At 66.1% G+C, this 23,022-nt stretch carries 19 protein-coding genes and 1 tRNA gene; 14 read left to right on the forward strand and 6 right to left on the reverse strand.

Annotation, left to right across the window (positions count from 1 at the left end):
* From rpoZ to ppk2, 5 genes are read left to right on the forward strand one after another with little or no spacing between them, the layout of a single operon-like run.
* On the forward strand, window positions 1-264 hold the full coding sequence (gene rpoZ, locus F3N42_RS08095) for a DNA-directed RNA polymerase subunit omega (RefSeq protein ID WP_150863929.1): 264 nt from the start codon (window positions 1-3) through the stop codon (window positions 262-264).
* Between the two features lie 16 nt (window positions 265-280).
* On the forward strand, window positions 281-2,404 hold the full coding sequence (locus tag F3N42_RS08100; RefSeq protein WP_224784815.1) for a RelA/SpoT family protein: 2,124 nt from the start codon (window positions 281-283) through the stop codon (window positions 2,402-2,404).
* Window positions 2,401-2,784: a RidA family protein gene (locus F3N42_RS08105; protein WP_150863931.1), complete on the forward strand. Its 384-nt coding sequence runs from the start codon at window positions 2,401-2,403 to the stop codon at window positions 2,782-2,784. Before F3N42_RS08100 ends, F3N42_RS08105 begins: the two co-directional genes overlap by 4 nt.
* Window positions 2,777-4,852, forward strand: a complete 2,076-nt coding sequence (gene recG, locus F3N42_RS08110; RefSeq protein WP_150863932.1) for an ATP-dependent DNA helicase RecG — start codon at window positions 2,777-2,779, stop codon at window positions 4,850-4,852. The genes F3N42_RS08105 and recG overlap by 8 nt, the downstream gene beginning before the upstream one ends.
* A gap of 23 nt (window positions 4,853-4,875) precedes the next feature.
* Window positions 4,876-5,664 carry a polyphosphate kinase 2 gene (gene ppk2 / locus F3N42_RS08115; RefSeq protein ID WP_150863933.1) on the forward strand — a complete coding sequence of 263 codons (789 nt, stop codon included), beginning with the start codon at window positions 4,876-4,878 and terminating at the stop codon, window positions 5,662-5,664.
* 25 nt (window positions 5,665-5,689) lie between these two features.
* On the opposite strand, the gene F3N42_RS08120 is transcribed toward ppk2, so the two are convergent.
* Both F3N42_RS08120 and F3N42_RS08125 read right to left on the reverse strand, forming a co-directional pair.
* On the reverse strand, window positions 5,690-7,894 hold the full coding sequence (locus F3N42_RS08120) for a tetratricopeptide repeat protein (RefSeq protein ID WP_150863934.1): 2,205 nt from the start codon (window positions 7,892-7,894) through the stop codon (window positions 5,690-5,692).
* 269 nt (window positions 7,895-8,163) lie between these two features.
* Window positions 8,164-8,502 carry a P-II family nitrogen regulator gene (locus F3N42_RS08125; protein WP_150863935.1) on the reverse strand — a complete coding sequence of 113 codons (339 nt, stop codon included), beginning with the start codon at window positions 8,500-8,502 and terminating at the stop codon, window positions 8,164-8,166.
* A 104-nt stretch (window positions 8,503-8,606) separates the two neighbouring features.
* Between F3N42_RS08125 and F3N42_RS08130 the strand changes: the two genes are divergently transcribed.
* The 5 genes from F3N42_RS08130 to F3N42_RS08150 all read left to right on the forward strand — a co-directional run bounded on the left by F3N42_RS08130 (window position 8,607) and on the right by F3N42_RS08150 (window position 15,755).
* Window positions 8,607-8,855 carry an accessory factor UbiK family protein gene (locus F3N42_RS08130; protein WP_150863936.1) on the forward strand — a complete coding sequence of 83 codons (249 nt, stop codon included), beginning with the start codon at window positions 8,607-8,609 and terminating at the stop codon, window positions 8,853-8,855.
* Window positions 8,856-8,947: 92 nt separating this feature from the next.
* On the forward strand, window positions 8,948-10,474 hold the full coding sequence (locus F3N42_RS08135) for a YifB family Mg chelatase-like AAA ATPase (RefSeq protein WP_150863937.1): 1,527 nt from the start codon (window positions 8,948-8,950) through the stop codon (window positions 10,472-10,474).
* A gap of 89 nt (window positions 10,475-10,563) precedes the next feature.
* The gene (locus tag F3N42_RS08140) at window positions 10,564-11,388 is read left to right on the forward strand and encodes a LytR/AlgR family response regulator transcription factor (RefSeq protein WP_150863938.1); all 825 of its coding nucleotides are present in this window, start codon (window positions 10,564-10,566) and stop codon (window positions 11,386-11,388) included.
* Between the two features lie 189 nt (window positions 11,389-11,577).
* The gene (locus F3N42_RS08145; protein ID WP_150863939.1) at window positions 11,578-14,673 is read left to right on the forward strand and encodes an efflux RND transporter permease subunit; all 3,096 of its coding nucleotides are present in this window, start codon (window positions 11,578-11,580) and stop codon (window positions 14,671-14,673) included.
* A gap of 23 nt (window positions 14,674-14,696) precedes the next feature.
* Entirely contained in the window at window positions 14,697-15,755 is a 1,059-nt protein-coding gene (locus F3N42_RS08150) for an efflux RND transporter periplasmic adaptor subunit (protein ID WP_150863940.1), read from the forward strand.
* Between the two features lie 138 nt (window positions 15,756-15,893).
* Here the strand turns inward: F3N42_RS08150 and F3N42_RS08155 are convergent, their stop codons facing one another.
* Window positions 15,894-16,859 carry an MBL fold metallo-hydrolase gene (locus F3N42_RS08155; protein WP_150863941.1) on the reverse strand — a complete coding sequence of 322 codons (966 nt, stop codon included), beginning with the start codon at window positions 16,857-16,859 and terminating at the stop codon, window positions 15,894-15,896.
* Window positions 16,860-16,936: 77 nt separating this feature from the next.
* Here F3N42_RS08155 and F3N42_RS08160 point away from each other — a divergent pair, with 77 nt between their 5' ends.
* From F3N42_RS08160 to F3N42_RS08175, 4 genes are all read left to right on the forward strand, one after another.
* Window positions 16,937-20,533, forward strand: coding sequence for a M14 family zinc carboxypeptidase (locus F3N42_RS08160; protein ID WP_150863942.1), 3,597 nt, complete (start codon window positions 16,937-16,939; stop codon window positions 20,531-20,533).
* 43 nt (window positions 20,534-20,576) lie between these two features.
* Window positions 20,577-20,837 carry a DUF3144 domain-containing protein gene (locus F3N42_RS08165; protein ID WP_224784817.1) on the forward strand — a complete coding sequence of 87 codons (261 nt, stop codon included), beginning with the start codon at window positions 20,577-20,579 and terminating at the stop codon, window positions 20,835-20,837.
* Window positions 20,838-20,964: 127 nt separating this feature from the next.
* Window positions 20,965-21,585, forward strand: a complete 621-nt coding sequence (locus F3N42_RS08170; protein ID WP_150863943.1) for a SatD family protein — start codon at window positions 20,965-20,967, stop codon at window positions 21,583-21,585.
* Entirely contained in the window at window positions 21,578-21,985 is a 408-nt protein-coding gene (locus F3N42_RS08175) for a hypothetical protein (RefSeq protein WP_150863944.1), read from the forward strand. Before F3N42_RS08170 ends, F3N42_RS08175 begins: the two co-directional genes overlap by 8 nt.
* Window positions 21,986-21,994: 9 nt before the next feature.
* Here the strand turns inward: F3N42_RS08175 and F3N42_RS08180 are convergent.
* The 3 genes from F3N42_RS08180 to F3N42_RS08190 form a co-directional block, all read right to left on the reverse strand.
* Window positions 21,995-22,071, reverse strand: a tRNA-Ile gene (locus tag F3N42_RS08180).
* Between the two features lie 61 nt (window positions 22,072-22,132).
* Window positions 22,133-22,555, reverse strand: coding sequence for a type II toxin-antitoxin system VapC family toxin (locus F3N42_RS08185; RefSeq protein ID WP_191621305.1), 423 nt, complete (start codon window positions 22,553-22,555; stop codon window positions 22,133-22,135).
* A complete protein-coding gene (locus F3N42_RS08190; RefSeq protein ID WP_150863946.1) occupies window positions 22,552-22,845 on the reverse strand; it encodes a hypothetical protein in 294 nt (97 codons plus the stop codon). The genes F3N42_RS08185 and F3N42_RS08190 overlap by 4 nt, the downstream gene beginning before the upstream one ends.
* Window positions 22,846-23,022 lie beyond the last annotated feature (177 nt).

The following is a 23,022-nucleotide window of genomic DNA, read 5'->3' on the forward strand; positions in this document are numbered from 1 at the left end:
ATGGCAAGAATTACCGTAGAAGACTGTCTCGACAACGTCGATAACCGCTTTGAACTGGTGCTGACCGCGACCCGTCGCGCGCGCCAGATCGCCCACGGCGCGGAGCCGATGGTCGAGGAAGAAAACGACAAACCCACCGTGATCGCGCTGCGCGAAATCGCCGGCGGCCAGATGGACGCCGAAAAGGTGGACGTGCTGCAGGCGGAAATCGAGGCGGCCCAGGTATTCGAGGCGGTCGATACCGACGAGGATCCCACTCTCTGAGTGACTGATCCGTAACGTGCTGGCGACCTCGAGCTTTCCGGAATCGGTCCTCGAACTCAGGGACCTGCTGAATACCTACCTGGAACCCGACCGGGTCGCCGTCATACTCCGGGCCTTCGAAGTGGGGGCCCGCGCCCACGAAGGGCAGACCCGCAAGACGGGCGAGCCGTACATCATGCACCCCGTGGCGGTGGCGAGAATCCTCGCCAACCTGCGCATGGACCACCAGAGCGTGGCCGCGGCCATCCTGCATGACACCATCGAAGACACGCCGCTGACCAAGGGTGAGATCGCCGACCAGTTTGGCGACGAGATCGCCGCCCTGGTCGACGGTGTCACCAAGCTCGACAAGATGAAGTTCCGCACCCGCCACGAGGCGGACGCGGAGAGCTTCCGCAAAATGCTGCTGGCCATGTCGCGCGACCTGCGCGTGATCTTCATCAAGCTGGCCGACCGCCTGCACAACATGCGCACCCTGGGCTCGATGTCGCCGGACTCGCGCCGCCGCATCGCCCGCGAGACCCTGGACATTTACGCCCCCATCGCCGACCGGCTGGGCATGAACACGCTCAAGTCGGAGCTCGAAGACCTGGGATTCGCACACCGGCACCCATGGCGCCACCGCACCATCGCCGAGCATGTCCAGGAGGTCACCGGCGACCGTCGCGAGGTGATCGAGACCATCCGCAAGGCGCTGAAGCGCAAGATGAGCGAGGTCGGCGTGCCCTGCCGCGTGCTCGGGCGCGAGAAGACGCCGTACAGCATTTACCGCAAGATGCAGTCGCGCGACCTGTCGTTCTCGGAAGTCACGGATGTGTACGGCTTTCGCGTGATCACGCACTCCGAGCCACACTGCTACATGGCCCTGGGTGCGGCGCACGCGCTGCACCAGCCCAAGCCCGGGCGTTTCAAGGACTACATCGCCCTGCCCAAGGCCAATGGCTACCAGTCGCTGCACACGGTGCTGTCGAGCCCGTACGGCCTGCCGGTGGAGATCCAGATCCGCACCGAGGAAATGGACATCACCGCCGAGAAGGGCGCGGCCGCGCACTGGCAGTACAAGTCCGGCGAGAGCAGTTCCGTTTCGGCCCAGGTGCGCGCCCGCGAGTGGCTGATGCAGCTGGTCGACGTGCAGCGCCATACCGGCGATTCCATGGAGTTCCTGGACGGCGCCAAGTCGGACCTGTTCCCGGACGATATCTTCGTGTTCACGCCGAAAGGCAAGATCATCGACCTGCGCCGTAACGCCACGGCGCTGGACTTTGCCTACGCCATCCACACGGACGTCGGCAACCACACCAGCGCGATCCTGGTGGACAAGGTCGAAGTGCCGCTGTCGACACACCTGGCGCATGGCCAGACCGTCGAGGTGGTCACCAGCGCCGACGCCCACCCGGTGCCCGAGTGGCTCGACTTCGTCGCCACTGCCAAGGCGCGCACCGCCATCAGGCACTACATCCGCAGCCTGGAGCAGAAAGACACCGTGGCGCTGGGCATGCACCTGCTGGAGACCGCACTGAATGCGCGCGGCACCTCGGTGACGGATGTCCCGCAGAACCTGATCGACGGCCTGGTCGCGGACAACCATTTCGAGCGTCACGAAGACCTGTACACGAACCTGGCCCTGGGCAACCTGCTGGCCGGCGTGGTGGCGGCCAAGCTGGCCCCGGATTCGACCAGCACCGACGGCGCCGCCGAGGCGCTGACCATCGCCGGCCTTGAAGGCAGCGCCGTTGAATTCGCCGCCTGCTGTTACCCGGTGCCGGGCGACCCCATCGTCGGCTTCGTTTCGGCGGGCAAGGGCGTGGTCGTCCATCGCGCCAACTGCCGCAACATGCGTGAACTGCGCAAGCATCCGGACCGCTGCCTGGTGGTGCAGTGGGCGCCGCTGACTCATGGCATGTACCGCGTGGCACTGCGCCTGGTCACACGCAATGTCCCTGGCGTGCTGGCCAGCCTGACCGCCACGCTGAACGAGGCCGGCACCAACATCGAACGGGTGGAACAACCCGAGTCGAACCCGGAAACCGCCACCCTGAACTTCACCATCAGCGTTGAAGACCGCGACCACATGGCCCGGGTGATGCGTCGCCTGCGCCGCAACCGTAATGTCCTCAAAGTGAGCCGAATCATCGCATGAAGACCGTCATCCATACCGCTGCCGCGCCGGCGGCCATTGGCACCTACTCCCAGGCCGTCCGTCACGGCGACCTGGTATTCCTGTCCGGCCAGATCCCGCTGGACCCCGCCACCATGGAGGTCGTCGACGGCGGCATCGCCGCGCAGGTCCGGCGCGTGTTCGACAACCTGTCCGCCGTCTGCGAGGCGGCCGGTGGCGGGCTGGACAACATCCTCAAGCTGAACGTGTTCCTGACCGACATGGGTGATTTCCCGGTGGTCAACGAGATCATGGGCGAGTACTTCACCCAGCCCTACCCGGCGCGCGCCGCCGTGGGCGTGGCGGCACTGCCGCGCGGCGTGGTCGTGGAGATGGAAGCCGTACTCGCGGCGAATGCCTGAAGCGGATGACCTGACGGCCCTGGCCGGGGTCGGGCCGAAAATGGCCGAGCGGCTCGCGAACCTGGGCCTGCACCAGGTCCGCGACCTGCTGTTTCACCTGCCGCTGCGCTATGAAGACCGCACCCGCCTGCGGGCCATCGGCGAGCTGCTGCCCGGCGCGCCGGCCCAGGTGGAAGGGCGCGTGGACCATGCCGCCATCGTGCGCGGACGGCGCAGCATGCTGGTGGTGTCGATCAGTGACGGCACCGGCCGCCTGACCCTGCGGTTTTTCCATTTCACCGCCCGCCAGAAGCAACAGTTCGCGACCGGAGCGACCGTGCGCTGCTACGGCGAAGCGCGTGGCGGCTTCCAGGGCCTGGAAATGGTCCACCCCACGTACAGCCTTTTACGGGAAGGCCAAAGCAAACCGCTGGCCGACCGGCTCACGTCCATTTACCCCAGCACCGAGGGCATTGGCCAGTCCACCTGGACCCGGCTGACCGACCAGGCCCTGGCCCAACTGGCGGAAGGCAAGCTGGCGCTGCAGGAACTGCTGCCCGAAAACGCCATGACCGGCCAGCGGCCGATGTCGCTGGAGTCAGCGCTGAACTACATCCACCGCCCACCCCCGGATGCCGACGTCGCCGCCCTGGTGGAACGCCGTCACCCGGCGCAGCAACGGCTGGCGATCGAAGAACTGCTGGCGCATCACCTGGCCATGCGCCTGCTGAACCGCCGCAAGCGTGCCCACGATGCGCCCCGGCTCGACCAGGACGGTGAGCTGGAGCGGCAATTCCTGGCCGCACTGCCGTTCGAACCGACCCGGGCCCAGGCAAGGGTCTGCGAAGAGATCCGCGCCGACCTGGCCGGCCGTCACCCCATGCTGCGGCTGGTGCATGGCGATGTCGGCTCGGGCAAAACGGTCGTGGCCGCGCTGGCGGCGCTGCGCGCCATCGTCAACGGTTACCAGGTGGCGGTCATGGCACCGACCGAACTGCTGGCGGAGCAGCACCTGCGCGTGTTCGGCGACTGGCTGCGGCCACTGGGAATTGAGCCCGCGTGGCTGAGTGGAAAGGTCACGGGCAAGGCGCGCGCCAGCGTGCTGGAAGCGATCGCCGCCGGCGCGCCGCTGGTGGTGGGCACCCACGCCCTGATGCAGGACGGCGTCGAGTATGCCCGTCTGGGCCTGGTCATCGTCGATGAGCAGCACCGCTTCGGCGTCCACCAGCGCATGGCGCTGATGCGCAAGGGCGAGGCTGGCGCGCTGCGCCCGCACCAGCTGATCATGACCGCCACGCCCATCCCCCGTACGCTGGCCATGACCGCCTACGCCGGCATGGAAGTGTCGGTGATCGACGAGTTGCCACCCGGCCGCACACCGGTGACCACGGCCGTGCTGTCGGCGGAACGGCGCGGCGAAATCATCCGCCGGGTCGCCGCCGCCTGCGAGTCCGGCCGGCAGGCCTACTGGGTATGCACGCTGATCGAGGAATCCGACGCCGTGCAGGCCCAGGCCGCCGAAGCCGTGGCACTGGAACTGCGCGATGCGCTGGGCGGGTTACGGGTCGGCCTGGTGCACGGGCGCAAGAAGGCCGCCGACAAGCAGGCCCGGATGCTGGCGTTCAAGGCGGGAGAGATCGACCTGCTGGTCGCCACCACGGTCATCGAGGTGGGCGTGGACGTCCCCAACGCCACCCTGATGATCATCGAGAACGCGGAACGGCTGGGGCTGTCACAGCTGCACCAGCTACGGGGCCGCGTGGGTCGGGGCGCGAAACAGTCGTCCTGCGTGCTGATCTATGACCCTCCCCTGGGCGACCTGGCGCGGCAACGACTGGACATCATGCGTGAATCGACAGACGGCTTCCGTATCGCCGAGAAGGATCTCGAACTGCGCGGGCCGGGCGATGTCCTGGGGACACGGCAGACTGGCATGCTGCAGTTCCGCGTGGCCGACCTGGGCCGCGACGCCGGCCTGCTCAACACGGTGCAGGAGATCGCCGACGGACTGCTGGACAACCATCCTCACCAGGTCAACGGCCTGGTCCGGCGCTGGGTGGGCGACGCCACGGAATTCGCCGGGGTCTGAACGGCTTCTGCTACCATCGGCGCATGGAACTCAATGGCGAAAAGTACAAGCACCTGATCTACGACCTGCAGGTCGAACTGTGCCGCTTCCAGTCCTGGCTGAAAGCAACGGGCGAGCGCGTGATCGTGGTCTTCGAGGGCCGGGATTCCGCCGGCAAGGGCGGCATGATCGCGACCATCACCGAGCGCGTCAGCCAGCGCGTGTTTCAGACCGTCGCGTTACCAAAACCCTCCGACCGCGAAGCCACGCAATGGTATCCGCAGCGCTACATTCCGCACTTCCCGGCCGCCGGCGAGGTGACGCTGTTTGACCGCAGCTGGTACAACCGTGCCGGCGTGGAACGGGTGATGAAGTTTACCGAGGAAGACCGGATCAAGCTGTTCCTGCGCGAGTGCGCCGAATTCGAGCGCGCGGTCACCGATTCCGGCATCCACCTGGTCAAGTACTGGCTGGAGATTTCCCAGGAGACCCAGCGCGAACGGCTGGAAGAACGCATCGAGGACCCGCGCAAGCACTGGAAACTCAGCCCGATGGATACCGCGGGCCACCGCCAGTGGTACGACTATTCGCGCGCCCGCGATGACATTTTCGAGCATACCGATACCGACCACGCGCCGTGGTACATCGTCGATTCAAACGTCAAGGAAGAAGCGCGCCTGAACTGCATCTCGCACCTGCTCTCGCTGTTCGACTACCAGGCGCCGGCAACTGACCTGCCCGACCTTCCGGATATCGATCGCTCGAACGCCTACGACGATGTCGCCAGCATCGCCGACCGGCGATGGGTGGACAGCCGGTACACCCGGGACTGAGCAACGACCGCGGCGGCCGCCGCACTCAGGACGACACCAGCGGCATGGCCAGGTCGAGCACTTCGCGCCGCGCCGACGCCACGTCATCTCGGATGCGCTGCGCAAGCGCAATGAAGCCCGCGTGCTGCCGCAGCGGATCCAGGCGGCCATCGAGGTCCAGCACCCAGGCCTGGCGCCAGCCGCGGTTGTAGGCCTCTTCCAGGCTGGTGATGGCCTGCTCCTCGTTGCCGCGAAGCAGGCTCAGGATCGATTCGCTGTAATACAGGTTGGAGCCATCCAGGCCATTGATCCGCGCACGACGCGCCCAGCGCTCGGCCTGCTCGACCCGGCGGTTGGCCTCGGCCTCGTTGCCGGCCAGTTGTTGCAGGTAGGCGACCATCCCCAGCGTGAACAACTCATCGCCATCGGACAGGTGCCCGGTATCCGGCGCCAGGGCCTGCTCGAACTCGGCCAGCGCGCGATCCATGTCGTCGGCGATCATGCGGATCAGGCCCATCTGGAAGTGGTACTGGCGCTGGAAGTTTTCCGGCAACTGGTCGACTTCCGGGCCGAACATTTCCTGCACCACGCGTTCGGCCTCTTCCAGCCGATGCTCGATATACAGCAGGTTCAGGTACTGGGCCTTCAGGTCCATGTTGTCGGCCGCGGCCGACATCGCCTCCTGCAACAGCGCCTCGGCACGATCGGTCTCACCCAGCTCAATCCACGTGGACGCCAACTGCTGGGCGATGACCGGGTTGTCCGGATCAAGGTCATACGCCCGGCTGGCATACTCCCAGGCCTCGACCAGCCGGCCGTTGCCCATGGCCAGCCCGGACAGCGAGCGCAGCAGGGTGGTGGAATCCGGGCGAATCTGCAGCAGGCTGCCGACCACCTCGAGCGCCTCGTCGGCGCGTCCCAGCTTGTCCAGGTTGAACGCGTAGTTCAGCACCAGCAATTCGTTCAGCGGGTCCAGCGTCATGGCCTCGCGCAGGACAACGCTCTGCTCCTGCACCCGGCCCTGCTGGCCCAACAGCGTGGACAGCCACAGGCGTGCGGGGATGTAGTCCTCGTCCAGGCGGATGGCCTGGCGCAATGCCGACTCCGCGGCATCCAGCTGGTCGATCTCGGACCGCGCCAGCCCCAGGGCGGCAAAGGCCTCTGCCGATTCCGGGTCGATGGCCAGCGCCTTGTCGATATAACCCAGCGCGGTTTCGACCGCCTCGATGGGGTCCAGGTTGCCGTACATCGACAACAGGATGTAGGAATCGGCCATGCCCGCGTAGGCGGGCGCAAACTGCGCGTCCTGCGCGAGCGCGTCAGCGAACAGCTGGATGGCCTGCTGCAGTTCGGAAGGCGACCGGCGCCACCAGTGCAGGCGGCCGGTGCGATAGGCCTCGAAGGCGGCCAGGTTGGTGGGCCGCGTGGCCGGGCTTACCGCCAGGCCGTCGAATGAATCCACCAGCTCGCCGGCAATCGCGCTGGCCACTTCATCCTGCATGGCGAACACATCATCGAGCTCGGCGTCGTAGTTCTTCGACCAGATGTGAAATCCGCTTTCGACATCGATGAGCTGGGCGGTCAGGCGGATCTTGTTGCCTGATGTCCGGATGCTGCCCTCCAGCACCGAACGTACATTGAGGGCACGGCCAATCCTGGAGATATCTTCTTCGGCGCCGCGGAACGCGAAAGACGAGGTCCTGGCGGCCACGCGAAGACCTTCCACCCCGGCCAGCAGGTTGAGGATTTCCTCGGCCATGCCATCGGACAGGTAGGCCTGGTCGCCACCGGCCGACATGTCGACAAACGGCAACACGGCGATGGAGTTTTCCGGTGCGCTGTAGTCATGCGCGACCTGCGTTTCCGCCGCCGGTGCGGAGGTCGCATCTTCGAACACGCCGGAATAATACTGGTAGAAGCCCAGCCCCAGCGCACCGGTGGCCACCAGCATAAAGCTGAACAGCGCCAGTGTCTGGCCCGGCCGCAGCAACCGCGCGGACTCGGTCATGCGCACGCCCTTGCCGGTCAGGTCGAACTGCCAGGCCAGGACGAACACGATGGGGAAACCCAGGATCAGCGCCAGCACGACCAGCGTCGGAAACCATTCCGGCAGCCGAAGCGGCTCCACCGCGGCGTCCATCAGCTGCAGCACAACGAACACGGCAACCGCGTAGCCACCCATGGTGCGGAGCACTTTCCGGCGGGTCAGTTCGCCCATCACCGCCGAGAAAAATGATTGTTGATCCCCCATAAACCGTTTCCGGTGAACCGTTCCCTGGCCGTCGTCGGCCGGTTGGGTCACGCTGTCCTCTTCACTGTCCTGTCATTGATCGAAGTTTATACAAATGTCGTGCCAGCCAGGCCCGGGCGGGGCCGGACCAGGGCCACTACGGGTACTAGACGCTTCGGGGACGGAAATAGTTTCTGCGAATCGGTAGAAACTTGGCGGAAACGACCACCGTTCGGCTGAATTGGCCGCATCCGTCGACGAAACGAATGCCGGCCATCGGCCCGGCGCGCCTACAGGGCCTGGTCGCCTTCTTCGCCGGTACGGATGCGCAGCACCCGTTCCAGGTCAGTGACAAAGATCTTGCCGTCGCCGATACGCCCCGATGCCGCGGACTCGGCAATCGCCTCGATCACCGCCTCGACCTGCTCGTCAGCGATCGCGACTTCCAGCTTCAGCTTGGGCAGGAAATCGACCACGTACTCGGCGCCCCGGTACAGCTCGGTGTGACCCTTCTGTCGCCCGAAACCCCGGACTTCGGTCACGGTCATGCCCTGAACGCCGATCTCTCCCAGCGCGTCACGAACGTCATCGAGCTTAAACGGCTTGATGATCGCGGTTATCATCTTCATTGATACGAACCCCCGTGGGCCCCATTGCCTAAGGATGCCTCGGACTTTAATGCGCCCCCCGCCGCTGGGCAAGCGGTCGCGCCGGAACCCGGCCTGGAGACCCCATGATCGACATGCAGAAAATTGATGAACTGGCCCGCAAACTCGGCGACGCCCTGCCCCCCGGCGCACGGCGCATGCGCGATGACCTGGAGAAGCAGTTTCGTGGCGTGTTGAGCAAGGGCCTGGGCGCGATGGACCTGGTCACGCGCGAGGAGTTCGATATCCAGAAGGCCGCGCTGGACCGGGCGAAAGCCGAGCTGGCATCTCTGGAGCAGCGACTGGCGGCGCTGGAAAGCCAGAAGGACAGCTGACCACCGGCGCCGCGCGAACGCGGCGCTTTCCTACAAGCCAACGGGGCAGACGCCCATCGTCGCCGCGCGGCCGAACGGGCATGCTGGGCGCCATGAGCCTTGCCCGAGTCATCACCCGGGCCAGCGCGGATATCCGCGCCCCGGGAGTCTGCGTCGAAGTCCACCTTGCCGGGGGGCTGCCCGGCGTATCCGTTGTTGGCCTGCCACAGGCCGCCGTGCGCGAGTCCCGCGACCGCGTGCGTGCCGCCATCGGCAACTCCGGTTTCGACATGCCGCAGCGCCGGGTGACCATCTCGCTTGCTCCTGCCGAGTTGCCCAAGAGTGGTGGCGGCTACGACCTGCCCATTGCCATCGGCATCCTGGTCGCCTCCAGGCAGCTGCCCGCGACCCGGCTGGAGCAGACCGAGTTCATCGGTGAACTGTCCCTGGGCGGCGAACTGCGCGCGGTTCGCGGGGCGCTGCCGGCCGCGCTGCGCGCCGTGGACGCCGGTCATGCCATCGTCGCACCGGGCGCCAATGCCGCCGAAGTCGCCCTGCTCGACCGGGGCACCCGGCTGCAGGCGTCGTCGCTGACCGACGTGTCGTTGTGGCTGGCCGGCCGCGGCAAGCTCCGCGATGTTCGCCCCGCTAGCGCGTCGAACCCGGTCATTCATCCGGACCTGGCCGACGTGGAGGGCCAGCCCGGCGCCCGCCGTGCGCTGGAGATCGCAGCCGCCGGCATGCACAGCCTGCTGCTGACCGGCCCGCCCGGCACCGGCAAGACCATGCTGGCCAGCCGGCTACCCGGCATCCTGCCGCCAATGACCACGGCGGAAGCCCTGGAGACGGCGGCACTGGCGTCCATCAGCGGCGCGGGGCTTGACCCCGAACGCTGGCGGCAGCGCCCCTTCCGGGCGCCGCACCACACCTGCAGCGGCATCGCGCTGGTGGGCGGCGGACCGGTACCGCGCCCCGGCGAGGCCTCGCTGGCCCACAACGGCGTGCTGTTCCTGGACGAACTGCCGGAGTTCAACCGCCACGCGCTCGAGGTCCTGCGCGAACCGCTGGAGTCCGGTCGCATTGTCATTTCCCGGTCCACGCGACAGTCCGAGTTTCCGGCCCGGTTCCAGTTGCTGTGCGCGATGAACCCCTGCCCCTGCGGCCACGCCGGCGACCCCTCGGGGGCATGTCGTTGCAGCGCCGACCAGGTGGCGCGCTACCGAGCCCGGGTGTCCGGCCCGCTACTCGACCGAATCGACCTGTGTGTCGATGTCCCGCAACCCGAGCGACCCGTCATCGGCATCGGCGAAACCGGCCCCGCCCCACCCGGTCGCCAACGGGGCGAGCCGTCGGCCGCCGTCCGCGAACGCGTGATCACCGCGCGCGAGCGTCAGCTCAAACGGGGTGCCGGGCCCAACGCGCACCTGGCGGCACCGGACGTCAGGCGCTTCTGCGCGCTGCCGGCACGGGCCAAGCGATTGCTGGAGGAAGCCGCCGGCCAGCTGCGGCTGTCACCGCGTGCCTGCCTGCGGGTGGTCAAGGTGGCGCGCACCGTGGCCGACCTGGAAGACGCGGCGGAAATATCCGACGCGCACCTGGCCGAAGCCATCCAACTGCGCAGAAGATTTCGAAAGTGGTAAGCTTTGCCTCCGCGCCGTTGTGTACGCGGCGCACCCCCGGGGGGGAAGCCCGGGTACCGTGATTCCGGATACGAGGCCACGTTATCCCGATGACTGACGCTGCAACCCGAACGCTGGATGCCCTGATCGTCGACGACGAGGCGCTCGCACGGCGTGGTCTCAGGCATCGCCTGGACAAGCGCGACGGCATCCAGATCATCGGCGAGGCCCGCAATGGCCGCGAAGCCGTCGAGAAGATTCGCCAGTCCCACCCCGATGTCGTGTTTCTCGACATCCAGATGCCGGGCATGAACGGTTTCGAGGTCATCCGCGAACTGCGCAACGACGACCTGCCCGCCATCCTGTTCGTGACCGCCTACGACGAATACGCCATCGACGCTTTCGAGGTAAACGCCGTCGATTACCTGCTCAAGCCCATTGATGACGAACGCCTGGACCAGGCCCTGGAAAAAGTTCGCTCCAGGCTGGGACGGCGCCGGGCCCAGTCGCAGAAGAACCTGTTGCTGCGGCTGCTGGGTGAACTCACCGGCCAGCCGATTCCACAGGTCGAGGACCTGGGTGACACGCTGGCCGGCGGCCTGAAGCCGAAAGAGTTGCCCAAGCTGGCGATCCGCGACGGCGGCAAGACCACCTGGGTGCGCCAGCAGGACATCGAGTGGATCGATGCCGCGGGTGACTACATGTGCGTCCACGCCGACGGCGAGACCCACATCATGCGCAAGACCATGAAGGAACTCGAAAGCGAACTCGAGGCCGATTTCCTGCAGCGCATCCACCGCTCCACCATCGTCAACGTCAACCGCGTGACCGCCATGCAATCGCATATCAACGGCGAGTACTTCCTGACCCTGGAAGGCGGCCACACGGTCAAGCTGTCGCGCAGCTACAAGGAAAAACTCAAGTACCTGACCTGAGCCGAAGCGAAACCCGGCTCGACTCATCGCCAAGCCCGCTCCGCTCGCCTCACCGGGTGACGAAAGTCACAACTTTCCCTGAAGTCGCCCCTCTAAGCTTGCGCCCAATGGCACATCGCCATGAGCGCGCGGGTAACGTTTTCGGCTCCTCCCGCGTCAAAGAACACAGAACCGGGAGACAAGCGCGAGATGGGAATCACAGAGAAAGCCGTACGCAACCCCGCCGCCGTGGCGGTGGCCGTGGCCATCGTCGCCCTGTTCGGCCTGTTCTGCCTGTCACAGCTTCCGCTGCAGTTATTCCCGGAGATCGAATCACCGCGCATCAACGTTAACGCCAACTGGCGCGCGGCCTCGCCGAAGGAAGTGGAATCGGAAATTCTCGAGCCGATGGAGGATGTCCTGCAGGGCCTTCCCGGACTCGAGATCATGGAATCCAACGCCTTCAACGGCGGCGCGTGGATCGGCATGGAGTTCGCCCTGGGCACCGACATGCAGGCCACGCTGATGGATGTCATCGGCCGCCTGAACCGCCTGCCGCCCTTGCCGGCCGATGCCGATCCGCCCGTCGTCAACATGGGTGGCGGTGACGCCAACCAGGCGCTGAGCTGGTTCTTCGTGCAACTGAAGCCGGGAACCGAAGGGCCGGTCGAGCGCTATGCCGCCTATGTCGAGGACACCGTGCGGCCGCGGCTTGAGTCCATCCCCGGTGTGGCCGGCGTGGAACTGAATGCCGGCGCGCCGGAAGAACTGCAGATCACCATCGACCCCTATCGCGCCGCCGAGTTTGGCATTCCACTGGGCACCGTGGCCGCGCAGGCCGGCCGTTCCAACGATGTGTCCGGCGGCTTCGTCGACGTCGGACGGCGCCAGTACACGCTGCGCTTCGAGGGCCGCTACGACCCCGAGCAGCTGAAGAACCGGGTGCTCGAATGGCGTGACGGCCGACCCATCCGCCTGGGCGATATCGCCGATGTGCGCATCGACCGTGGAAAGAAACAGTTCATCGCCATCCAGAACGGCAACCCGGCCATGGGCCTGCGCGTCGACCGCGCCAACGGCGCCAACGTGCTGGCCACGCTGACCGAGGTGAAGGCCGCGGTCGCGGAGCTGCGTGACGGGCCGCTGGCGGCGAAGGGGCTGGATATCCAGCAGTCGTTCGATGCCTCCGTGTTCATCAACCGCGCGGTCGGCATGGTCCGCAACAACCTGCTGCTGGGCGTGCTGCTGGCCGTCGGCGTGCTGTGGTGGTTCCTGCGCGACCGCCGCGCAACCCTGCTCATCGCCTCGGCCATCCCCATCAGCCTGCTGGCCACGTTTATCGTGCTCAAGCTCACCGGCCGAAGCCTGAATGTCATTTCGCTGGCCGGCCTGGCGTTCGCCGTGGGCATGGTGCTCGATGCCGCCATCGTCGTGTCGGAGAACATCGTCCGCCTGCGTGAGCGGGGTGAAATGCCGGGCGCCGCCGCGCTGCTGGGCACGCAGCAGGTCAAGGGCGCCCTGCTCGCGTCAACGGCCACCACCGTGGCCATTTTCCTGCCCGTGCTGTTCCTCGAAGACGTCGAGGGCCAGCTGTTCGCTGACCTGGCGCTGACCATTGCCATCGCCGTGGTGATTTCCCTGGTCGTCGCCGTCACCGTGCTGCCCACGGTCGCGGGCAACTGGCTGAAAGCCCGTCGCCTGAGTCGCGACAACGACGGCGGCCGCTGGGGCCGGCTGGCCGGCTGGCTGATGAAGACCAGCGCCACGCCCACCCGCCGGGTCGTGCTGATTGCGTCACTGATCGGCGCGCCGCTGCTGGTGTCCTGGGCGCTGTTCCCGCAACTTGATTACCTGCCGCCGGTCAAGCGCGACGCCGTCGACGCATTCCTGCAGTTCCCCCCGGGATCGAACGTGGAAACCAACGAGCGTGAAGTGGTGAACACCCTGGTCGAGCGGCTGCAGCCCTACATGGACGGTGAAAAGCAGCCGGCACTGAAGAACTACTACATCCTGACCTGGCCCGGCGGCGGCACCATCGGCGCGCGCGTGCTGGACCAGGACCGGGTCAGGGAACTCGAGACCATCGTTCGCGAAGAGGTGCTGACCGGCATTCCCGATTTCCGCGGCTTCGCCCAGCAGGGCAACCTGTTTGGCGGCTTCGGCGGCGGGCGGGACATTGCAGTGCACCTGCAGTCGGCCGACGAGGCCGGGCTCTATGCCGCAGCCGGCCAGGCGCAGACCGAGTTGCGCAACACCTTCCCGGGCGCCAACGTGCAGGCGCGGCCGGAAATCGAAACGGCCTCGCCGGAGTTGCGCATCCTGCCCAACGACGACCGTATCAACGAGGTCGGCATGGACCGCCAGCAGGTCGCCAGCCTGGTGCGCATGCTCGGCAACGGCCTGTGGCTGGGCGAGCATTTTGACGGCGAATCGCGCAAGGACATCATCATGCGCGCCGGCGGCTGGGAAACCCCGGAACAGCTTGCGACCACACCGGTCACCACGCCCAGCGGCGAGGTCGTGCCACTGGGCGAGTTGGTGCAGGTGGCGCGCGCCACCGGCCCCGGCCAGGTCCGGCGCGTAAACGGCCGGCGCACCATCAGCGTCAACCTGAGCCCGCCCGAAGATGTGTCGCTGGAAACCGCCATTGCCACCATCCGCGCCCAGGCCGAACCCGGGATGCGCGCGGCACTGCCCGCCGACGGATCGATCCAGTACGGCGGCAGCGCCGACAGCCTGAGCCAGGCCATCGGCACCATGGGCCGGAACTTCCTGATGGCGCTGGGCATCCTGTTCCTGCTGATGGCCGGCCTGTTCCGTTCGCTGAAGGACAGCGCCCTGGTGGTGCTGACCATTCCGCTGGCCGGCGTCGGCGGCATCGTCGCGCTGCGGGCACTGAACCTGGTCACGTTCCAGCCCATGGACCTGCTGACCATGATCGGCTTCATCATCCTGCTGGGCCTGGTCGTGAACAACGCCATCCTGCTGGTTGACCGCACACGTGCCGCCGAACGCGAAGGCATGGCCCGCGACGAGGCCGTGGCCGAGGCGCTGAAAATGCGCCTGCGGCCCATCTTCATGAGCACCTTTACCAGCATCTTCGGCATGCTGCCGCTGTTGTTGCTGCCCGGCCAGGGCAGCGTGATCTACCGAGGCCTGGCCGCGGCGATCGTCGGCGGCATGGTGTTCAGCCTGTTTTTCACCCTGCTGCTGCTGCCGGCCCTGCTGCGACTGGGCAAGGCAAAGCCAGCAAGCGATGAAGCCACATCAGCGGCCACCGCGCCCGCGCTGGAAAGCGTGGCGTGAGACCGCCCAGGAGGAGACCAACCATGAAACGCGCAACCCCAATGGCCCTGTTCTTGGCCACCGTGTCCATCGCCACCGTACCCGTCACGGCGGTGGCCCAGCCCAGCGAAGCACCGGCGGCAGCGGTGCGGATCGACGAGGCCAGGCGCGACACCTTCGCGGCAACCCTGTGGGTGTCCGGGTCGGTCGTCAGCCTGAACGACGCGCGCATTGCCGCGGAAACGGACGGCCGTATCACCTGGGTGGCCCGTGAAGGTACCCGCATTACCGCCGGTGACGCCATCGCCCGTATCGACGCCGGCGACCTGGAGCTCGACCTGGCCGACAGCCGCGCCCAATTGGGGAGCCTGAAGGCGCAGCTGACATTCCAGGAGGGCAACCTGTCACGCCTGCAGCGCCTGGCGGCAAGCTCGAACGCATCGACCAACCAGGTCGAGGAGGCGAGTTCACAGCTCGACATGACACACCAGGCCATCAAGCGCGCCGAGGTCAATATCGCCCAGATCGAGCGGCGCATCCGCCAGTCGGAGGTGCCGGCGCCCTTCTCAGGCGTGGTCGCCGAGCGACTGGTGCAGGTGGGCGAGTTCGTCAACCGCGGCGCGCAGGTCGCCCGCCTGGTGGACACCGAGAACCGTGAGATTCGCGCCCAGGCGCCGCTGTCCGTGGCCGGCTGGGTGCGCGAAGGCATGGAGCTGAGCATCCAGCACCAGGGCGCTGAATCGTTGAGCCCGATCAGTCATGTCATTCCCGTCGGCGACCAGCGTTCGCGCATGTTCGAGGTGCGCGTGGCCGTCAACAACACGGCACTGATCGTCGGCAGCCCGGTACGCGTGGCGCTGCCCAACAGCGAACCCCGCGAACTGGTCGCCATTCACCGCGATGCCCTGGTGCTGCGCGGCAACGACATCTTCGTCATGCGGGTGAAGGAGGACAACACCGTGGAGCGCGTCGATGTGAGCACCGGTATCGGCCTGGACGCCCATGTCGAGGTGCTGGGTGGCCTGGACCATGGCGACCGGGTCATCGTTCGCGGCGGTGAGCGCCTGCAGCCCGGGCAGTCGGTGCTGATCGCGGAAAGCTAGGGCGAACACGATTTGGATTCAATGCCGGGCCGGGGTCTCGATTTCTCCCTGATCATCGTCTGACCGACGATCCCGGCGCGGCATTGAAAGGCCCCGGCAGGTTCCCTCTACCTGCCGGGGCCGACTTTTGTGACCGGCTCAGGGCCTGGGCGGGCTGTCCAACCAGACTTCCAGGCCCTGAACGTTGAGCACGATGTCATTCCAGACCACGTCCCGGAACTGATCATCCGACCCGGAATAGCCATGCGCGAGCGCGGCATCCCACAGCAGCGCCAGCATCCCCTGCCGGAGCGCATCGGCCCGGTATTCGGACGCACTGTGACCCTCGGCCAGGTCGACAAAGGTGTCGATCCATTCGTGCAGCGTCGCGGCGAGTGCCCGCGGCTCGCCCACCCGGCCGAAATGCGTCAGGTACATCCAGCGCGGCCGCGCGGCCAGCAACATCTCCAGTGACGCGTGCATGGCGTCAGGGTCGAACTGTACTGGTGTCGTGGTCGGAAAAATGAAGGGCCCGGCCGCCGTATCCAGCTCGCGGTAGGACAGCCCGAAGGTATCGCCGGTAAACCAGCCGCGGGTGGCCTCGTCCCAGACACAGAAATGGTGCCGGGCATGGCCGGGGCTGTCGCGGAACAGCAGTTCGCGCCCCCCCACCGTGGCCCGGCTGCCATCGTCCATTTCCCGCACGCGCTCGGCCGCGACCGGTACCAGCACGCCATAATCGCGCTCGAAAACCGCATCGCCATACACCGCGCGTACCCCGGCTTCGAGCCGGGACGGATCAATCATGTGCCGGGCACCGCGCGGGTGAACCAGCAGGGTCGCCGCCGGCAACTGCTGCATCAGCGTGCCGACACCGCCGGCGTGATCGAGATGAACATGGGTGATGATGACGTGGCGCACCTGCTCCGGCGCCCAACCGCGCGCCGCCAGCGTGGCCATGATCCGGTCGACCGAGGCCCGGGTGCCCGTCTCGATCACGGCGACCTCGTTCTCGCCTTCGAGCAGGTAACAGGCCGCCATGAAGGGGCGCACGAAGCCGCTGTCGATGGCGATGACGCCGCCGGGGTATTCGATGGTGTCGGCTGCGGGTCCTGGGTTGTTCATCCCTGATTTCACTCGTCCTGGCGGGAACCGGAAACATAGCACATGAACCGGGCCGGGCAATTGCGTAGGCTCGGGGTATGAGATTGCGGACACGCAGGCCCGTCACCACCGGCATCGCGCGCCTGGGCGCGGTGTGGCTGTTGCTGTCCGCCTGCGGCCCGGTTGAGGCGGCAGACACGCCGACCTGGGACCGGCAGTCCGCGCGCCAGGCAGCACAGTCGGTCGACATCGACAGTGGTTTGCGCTCGCTGTCCGAACTGAGCCCCGTCGATGACGTCGCCGAAACCCTCAACGCGCTGGGGGCGTTATCGCAACGCGCCGACTGGCCCGGACCCGCCAGGGATTACGCCCTGTGGCGCTACGCCAACAGCTTGCGCATGAACGCCATGGGCACGCCGGATGCCCGCGTGCTCGACTGGCTGGCCGCTTTTGAGCCGCAGACCTGGGTCGGACACCAGGACCATCCCCGCACGAATGTACCGCTGTTCAATATCCGTGCGGTTGTCGCTGGCATCCGCCATGAGCAGCGACGCCTGCAGGCCGCCGCGGACGCCGGTGAATGGCTGGCTAACAACGCGCCCGGCGAACTGATCACCGCCTGGCTGGACCAGGGCGACCCCGCAGCCCGTCGCGGCTATATCGACGCACTGCCGCTGGCCAACCCGCCGACCGTGTCGGTGCTGGCGAAATCGCTGGCGCGCGAAATGGACCGGCAGCCGGCGCTGGCCGAACTCGCGGGATACGTGGCCCTGCAGCGGGGTGATGCCCACGGACTGGCGCGGGCGCTCCGTGCCCTGGACGGGCCGGCGACCAGCCAGTTGCTTTACACCGCGGCGCAACGCTGGCCCGCGGCGCAACAGGCGGCGCTGTTGCTCGACGTGCTGGACGGGCCCGAGGGACAGGAGGGGCCAGACAGGCCGGACGATGACCACGCCCGCCTGGCCGCGCTGTCCATCGCGCAACTGGGACCCGGCGCACGGTCCTCGGCCAAGGCGGTCACGCGCCTGGAATCCTTGCTCGACGATCCACTGCTGGGCGCGACCGCTAAACTGGCACTCGCCGCCCAACACGAGCAGGTCACCAAAGTGACCCCGAGCCCCGGCACACAATCGAACCACAACGGCACGCTGGCAGAATGGGTGGAAACCAACCCGGGCAATGACCCGGCAAGGATCGCACTCGGCTACCCACCGCCGATCCCGGTCGAAACGCCGCTGCCCTTTGACGGATTCCGCAGTTACGCGGGGCTGCACGTCCGCCACCAGGCCCTGGCTGACGACACTCCCTGGGTGCACCCACACGTCATCGGCACGACCCACAAGGGCCGCAGCATCTGGGCCTACCGGCTGGGTGACGGCGACCTGGAAACACCCTGGGGCCTGCCGGAACCGGCGACACTGACCAACGGCGGTATCCACGCGCGGGAATGGTCCACGCCGGAGGTGGTCACCGGCATCCTGGAGCAACTGGCGACCGCGCCCGCCGACGGCCACATTCATGATTACCTGCGCGACAGCGTGAACGCGGTCGTGATCCCGGTCCTGAACGTCGACGGTTTCCAGCAGACCCAGCGCTACCCGACGCAGAACTACCTGGACAGCGACCCTGATTTCCCCGACAGCTCACCGCGTGACGGCCGGATGCGCCGCAAGAACCTGCTCGATGCCGACCAAGACCTGCTGACCGACGCGGACCACCTGGGTGGCGTCGACCTGAACCGCAACAACCCGCCCTACTGGGCCGGCAACAGCCAGCGCTCGTCCTACGACCCGGATTCACTGGTCTATCACGGCAGTGGCCCGGCCTCGGAGCCGGAAACCCAGGCATTGCACGCCGCGCCCGGGCTCGGCCCGGAAAACCGCCTGCGGATGTACACCGACGTGCACTCCTACTCACAGGTCCACTTCTGGAGCCGGCTGGGTGACGGTTCGCGGCTGGCCACGCAGACGCAGAGCCTGTTGCGCATGTTCTCCAACCACCACCAGGCCTTCGCGGCCGGCAAGCGCTATCACTACGCATTCTCGGCCAACGTACCGGTTAACCGCGGTATTGGCGCGACCGATGAGTACTTCATGTCGACCTACCGGATTCCGGCCTGGACCCTGGAGACCGAGCCCACGGGGGGCCAGCCCTATCACCAGCCCCTGCCCGGCGGCGGCGGCGACTATGGCGGCACCGGCGTCAACGTGCATGACGGCTTCATCCTGCCCGAGTCCGAAGTCCGCCGGGTGCGTGAAGAACTGGCACAGACTTTTGTCGCGGCGTACTACCGGCAGTCGGGCCCACCGGCCATCCAGGTCGCCCGGGTGCTGGACGGCGCCACGGGCGCCACGGTGTTCGAGGCGCAATGGACCGTCACCAGCCCGCATTCACGCGACCTGTTCCGGGAGCAGCTGGAGATTCTGGTGCCGGGGCGTGAATACCAGCTCTGGCTGGGGTTCAACAAGCCGATGCGCTGGCTGGATGACAACGGCATGGCGACCGCGCTGCAGGGCCACATCAGCAGTGCCTACCAGGACGTCGATATCGAACTGCTGGCCGGGGATACGCCGCTGGGTATCGACTGGGGCGATGCCGCGTGGATCGTCACGCCGCCGGGCGCGACGGAGGGATACCTGCGCTACCGCACCGACGCCTACGCCATACCCTTTACGATCACTGACTCCGTCGAAAACACCGCGCTGCTGGACTCACCCGTCGACGCCACGCTGCGTGTCCGCGCCTGGGACATGACCTACCAGGGCCTGGACGGCGACCCCGCCACGGTGGTCGACTGGTTCGACGGGCACTGGGTGCGGTACGAGGACACCTTCGACAACGAGTCGGATATCGGCGGCTGGGATGACAGCCTGACCATGCGCGTGCAGGCCGGGGGCGCGGCGGAGCCGTTCACACTCGAGCCGGGCATCGCGTCTGCCTGGTATGACCCGGAACATGACGGCGAAGGCTTCATCATCGAGATGCTCAGCGGTGGCCAGGCCGTGCTGTACTGGTTCACCTACGACGAATCCGGCAACCAGGACTGGTATATCGGCGCCGGGCAGCAGCGCGGCAACCGCCTGGTGTTCGACGCACTGACGCAAACCAGTGGTGGCGTCTTTGGTGAAGACTTCGACCCTGCACAGGTCACCCGCGAGACGGTCGGCCAGGTCGGGTTCCTGTTTTCCGGCTGCGACAACGGCCACGTGGACTGGCATATCGGCAACCGCCAGGGCCGGCAGGCCATCCAGCGGGTCACCCACCTGCAGGGGCTCGACTGCGGCCCGCCATTGGCGGCGCCGGTTCGCCAGGAGTCGCAATACAGCGGCGCCTGGTACGACCCGGCCCATGACGGCGAGGGGTTCACGGTGCAGGTACTGGGCGGCGACCAGGTGGTCGTCTACTGGTTCAGCTTCGACCCGGAAGGCAAGCGGCGCTGGATCTTCGGCCTGGGCGGGATTGTCGACGGGCGCTTCGAGTTCGCCGAGATGCTCACCAGCCGTGGCGGCGTGTTCGGTGACGACTTCGACCCGGCCACGGTGGAGTACCTGCCCTGGGGCACGCTGACGCTGGAACTCGGCTGTGACGGCGGCACGGCGAGCTGGACCAGCACTGAGCCAGGGTTCGCGCCGGGCACATTGTCGCTGCAGCAGTTAACGCGGATGGACGGCCTGGAATGCGCCCCCGCGCGCTAATCGGGTAAAATCTGCAGCCCATTGATCCACAGACGGAAGTGCCGTGAGCGACCGCGAAAACCACCAACGCTGCACCGAACGATTCATTACCCTGGCCAACGAGATGAAGAACGAGGGCCTGGACCCCCAGCTCGTCAGCGCCGCACTGATGTCCGCCAGCGGCATCTACGCGACCTTCTCCGTTGCGGGCAATGCCGGCGCCCTGAATGACACGGGTGTCGACAAGGTCGTGGCCACCTACCGCCGCAACCTGGAACACATCCAGGCGCAGAAGAAGAAGGAAGTCCAGGGCGGCAACGCCTGACCCAGCCAGGCATTCCCTGCCGGTTGAGTTGCATTATTTTATGCAATAAGGGTGTAATTGCTAAATATTATGCAATTTAGAACCATTTGCTATAATTAATGCAACTAGAGCCGCAGGAACTGCCATCATGGGCTACTTCGCCATCATCGGCGACCTCGATGCCTCGCGAGAACTGGACCAACGCGCCGCTGTTCAACGCCAGCTGACAGCAGCCGTAGACAGGCTCAACCAATCTGACCGGCGGGCCACCACCGCGCTGCGCCTGACCGCCGGCGACGAGATCCAGGGCCTGTCCACCGACCCGGTCTACACCCTCGACGTGCTGCTCGCGCTGTCCGAAGCCGCGACACCGGGCTGGTTCTCCTGGGGACTGGGTTACGGCGGGCTGGCGACCGATATCGTCGATGACATCGCGATGATGGATGGCCCATGCTTCCACCAGGCCCGCACCGCACTGGCCGCGGCCAAGCACCGCGACACCTGGCTCGAAGCACGCGGCATCGACGACGAAGTCGCCGTCCCGCTGACCGCCCTGATGAACCTGGCAGGCGCCATCCGTGCCGATTGGACCGAGCGCCAGTCGACCTATGTCGCCGCCGCGCGTGGCCGCCGCCAGAGCGATGTGGCCGCCGAACTGGACGTGGCGCCCTCGACTGTAAGCCGCGCCCTGCGCGCCGCTCGCTTCGACCGAGTCATCGAAGCAGAAGACGCGGCACGCCTGATGCTGCAGAATCTGGCCCATGACTGAGACCATCGTCACCACCGCGCTTGAACTGCTGGTCATCCTGGCCGGCGGCCTCGCCGCCACCCTGCTGGCCGGCCACCTGCTCGGCCGCTTTCTCAAGTACCTCGAGCAACGCACCGACGCCCTGGCCGAATCGCGCAGCCTGGCCGAGGGTGGACTGACCAATGGCGGTTACTGGATCGGCATCGGCGAGCGCAGCCTGATCTTCCTGTTCATCATCATCGGCGAGCCCACGGGCATCGGCTTCCTGGCCGCCGCCAAGTCCATCTTCAGAATTGGCGAGGTGAAGGAACCCGACCAGCGCCGCCTGGCGGAATACATCCTGATCGGAACGCTGATGAGCTTTGCCGCGGCCATCATCGTGGGGCTGCTGACGCGCTGGATACTGGTGCGGGTGGGGTAACGCTGGAAGTGGTGGGCCCTGCAGGACTTGAACCTGCGACCAAGCGATTATGAGTCGCCTGCTCTAACCAACTGAGCTAAGGGCCCGGTGGGGTATAGATCGAGGGCTATTGTAACCGAGGCGAATCGCGGTGTGACGCATTACGCCTCAGCTGGCGCTGTGTTTGAAGGGGTTCACGAGCGGCACGCCGGTTCCTTTGAAGTCACGGGTGTTCCTGGTCACCAGGCTCATCCCGTGGGTGAGAGCCGTCGCGGCGAGATAGCCATCAATAACAGGTAGCGTGCGAATGGATTGAAGTCTCGCCCACAGCGATGACACTTCCAGCGTTACGGGTACCAGGCGATCTTCAAAAACCCTGACCAGGGACTGATGCCAAAGACTTAGTACGTTGTATTGGCGCCGGTCACGGTGCTTGAGCAATTCGACACCTTTGAGAATCTCCCCCATTGTCAGAACGCTGGTGAACATCGATCGCTCATCAATGGTTTTCAACCATGAAAGCAACCGCGGGTTTGCCCGGCTTCCCTTTCGAATCTCCGAAAGAACGTTGGTATCAATCAGCAGATTCAAAACCCGATATCCCGGGGCGGATCCTTCTGGCGTTCGACTTCCAGATCGAGGTCCTCGAATGGAGCGCTCTGGAGAAACTCGATAAACGAGTACGGACCATCAAAGTCCAGGATGTTCTGGATGGCCGATCGAAGACGCTCGGCGCGGGGGCCGCCTTCGCGCAAAGCCTTGGCCAGTTCCCGGACGCGATCGCGGTCATCTTTCGGAACGGAGACCTCGAGCCTAAGCACACCTTCGCTGGCCAACTTTTTTCGATGGCGCTCTACCGCTTTTTTCTGCGCCGGGCTCATGTTTCTACCTGCATTGATACGATATATCCGGAAATATATCCGGTTATAGATGAAACAACTACTTCTGCCAATAATAATATTGGGCCTGACGCTGCTCAGTCATTGGGCAAACTTCGACAAAACCAGTAGGCAATTGCCCACAAAAAAAGCCCGGATGACCGGGCTATTTTCAAACAT

The sequence above is a fragment of the Marinihelvus fidelis genome, from assembly GCF_008725655.1.
Classification (GTDB): Bacteria; Pseudomonadota; Gammaproteobacteria; order Xanthomonadales; family SZUA-36; genus Marinihelvus; species Marinihelvus fidelis.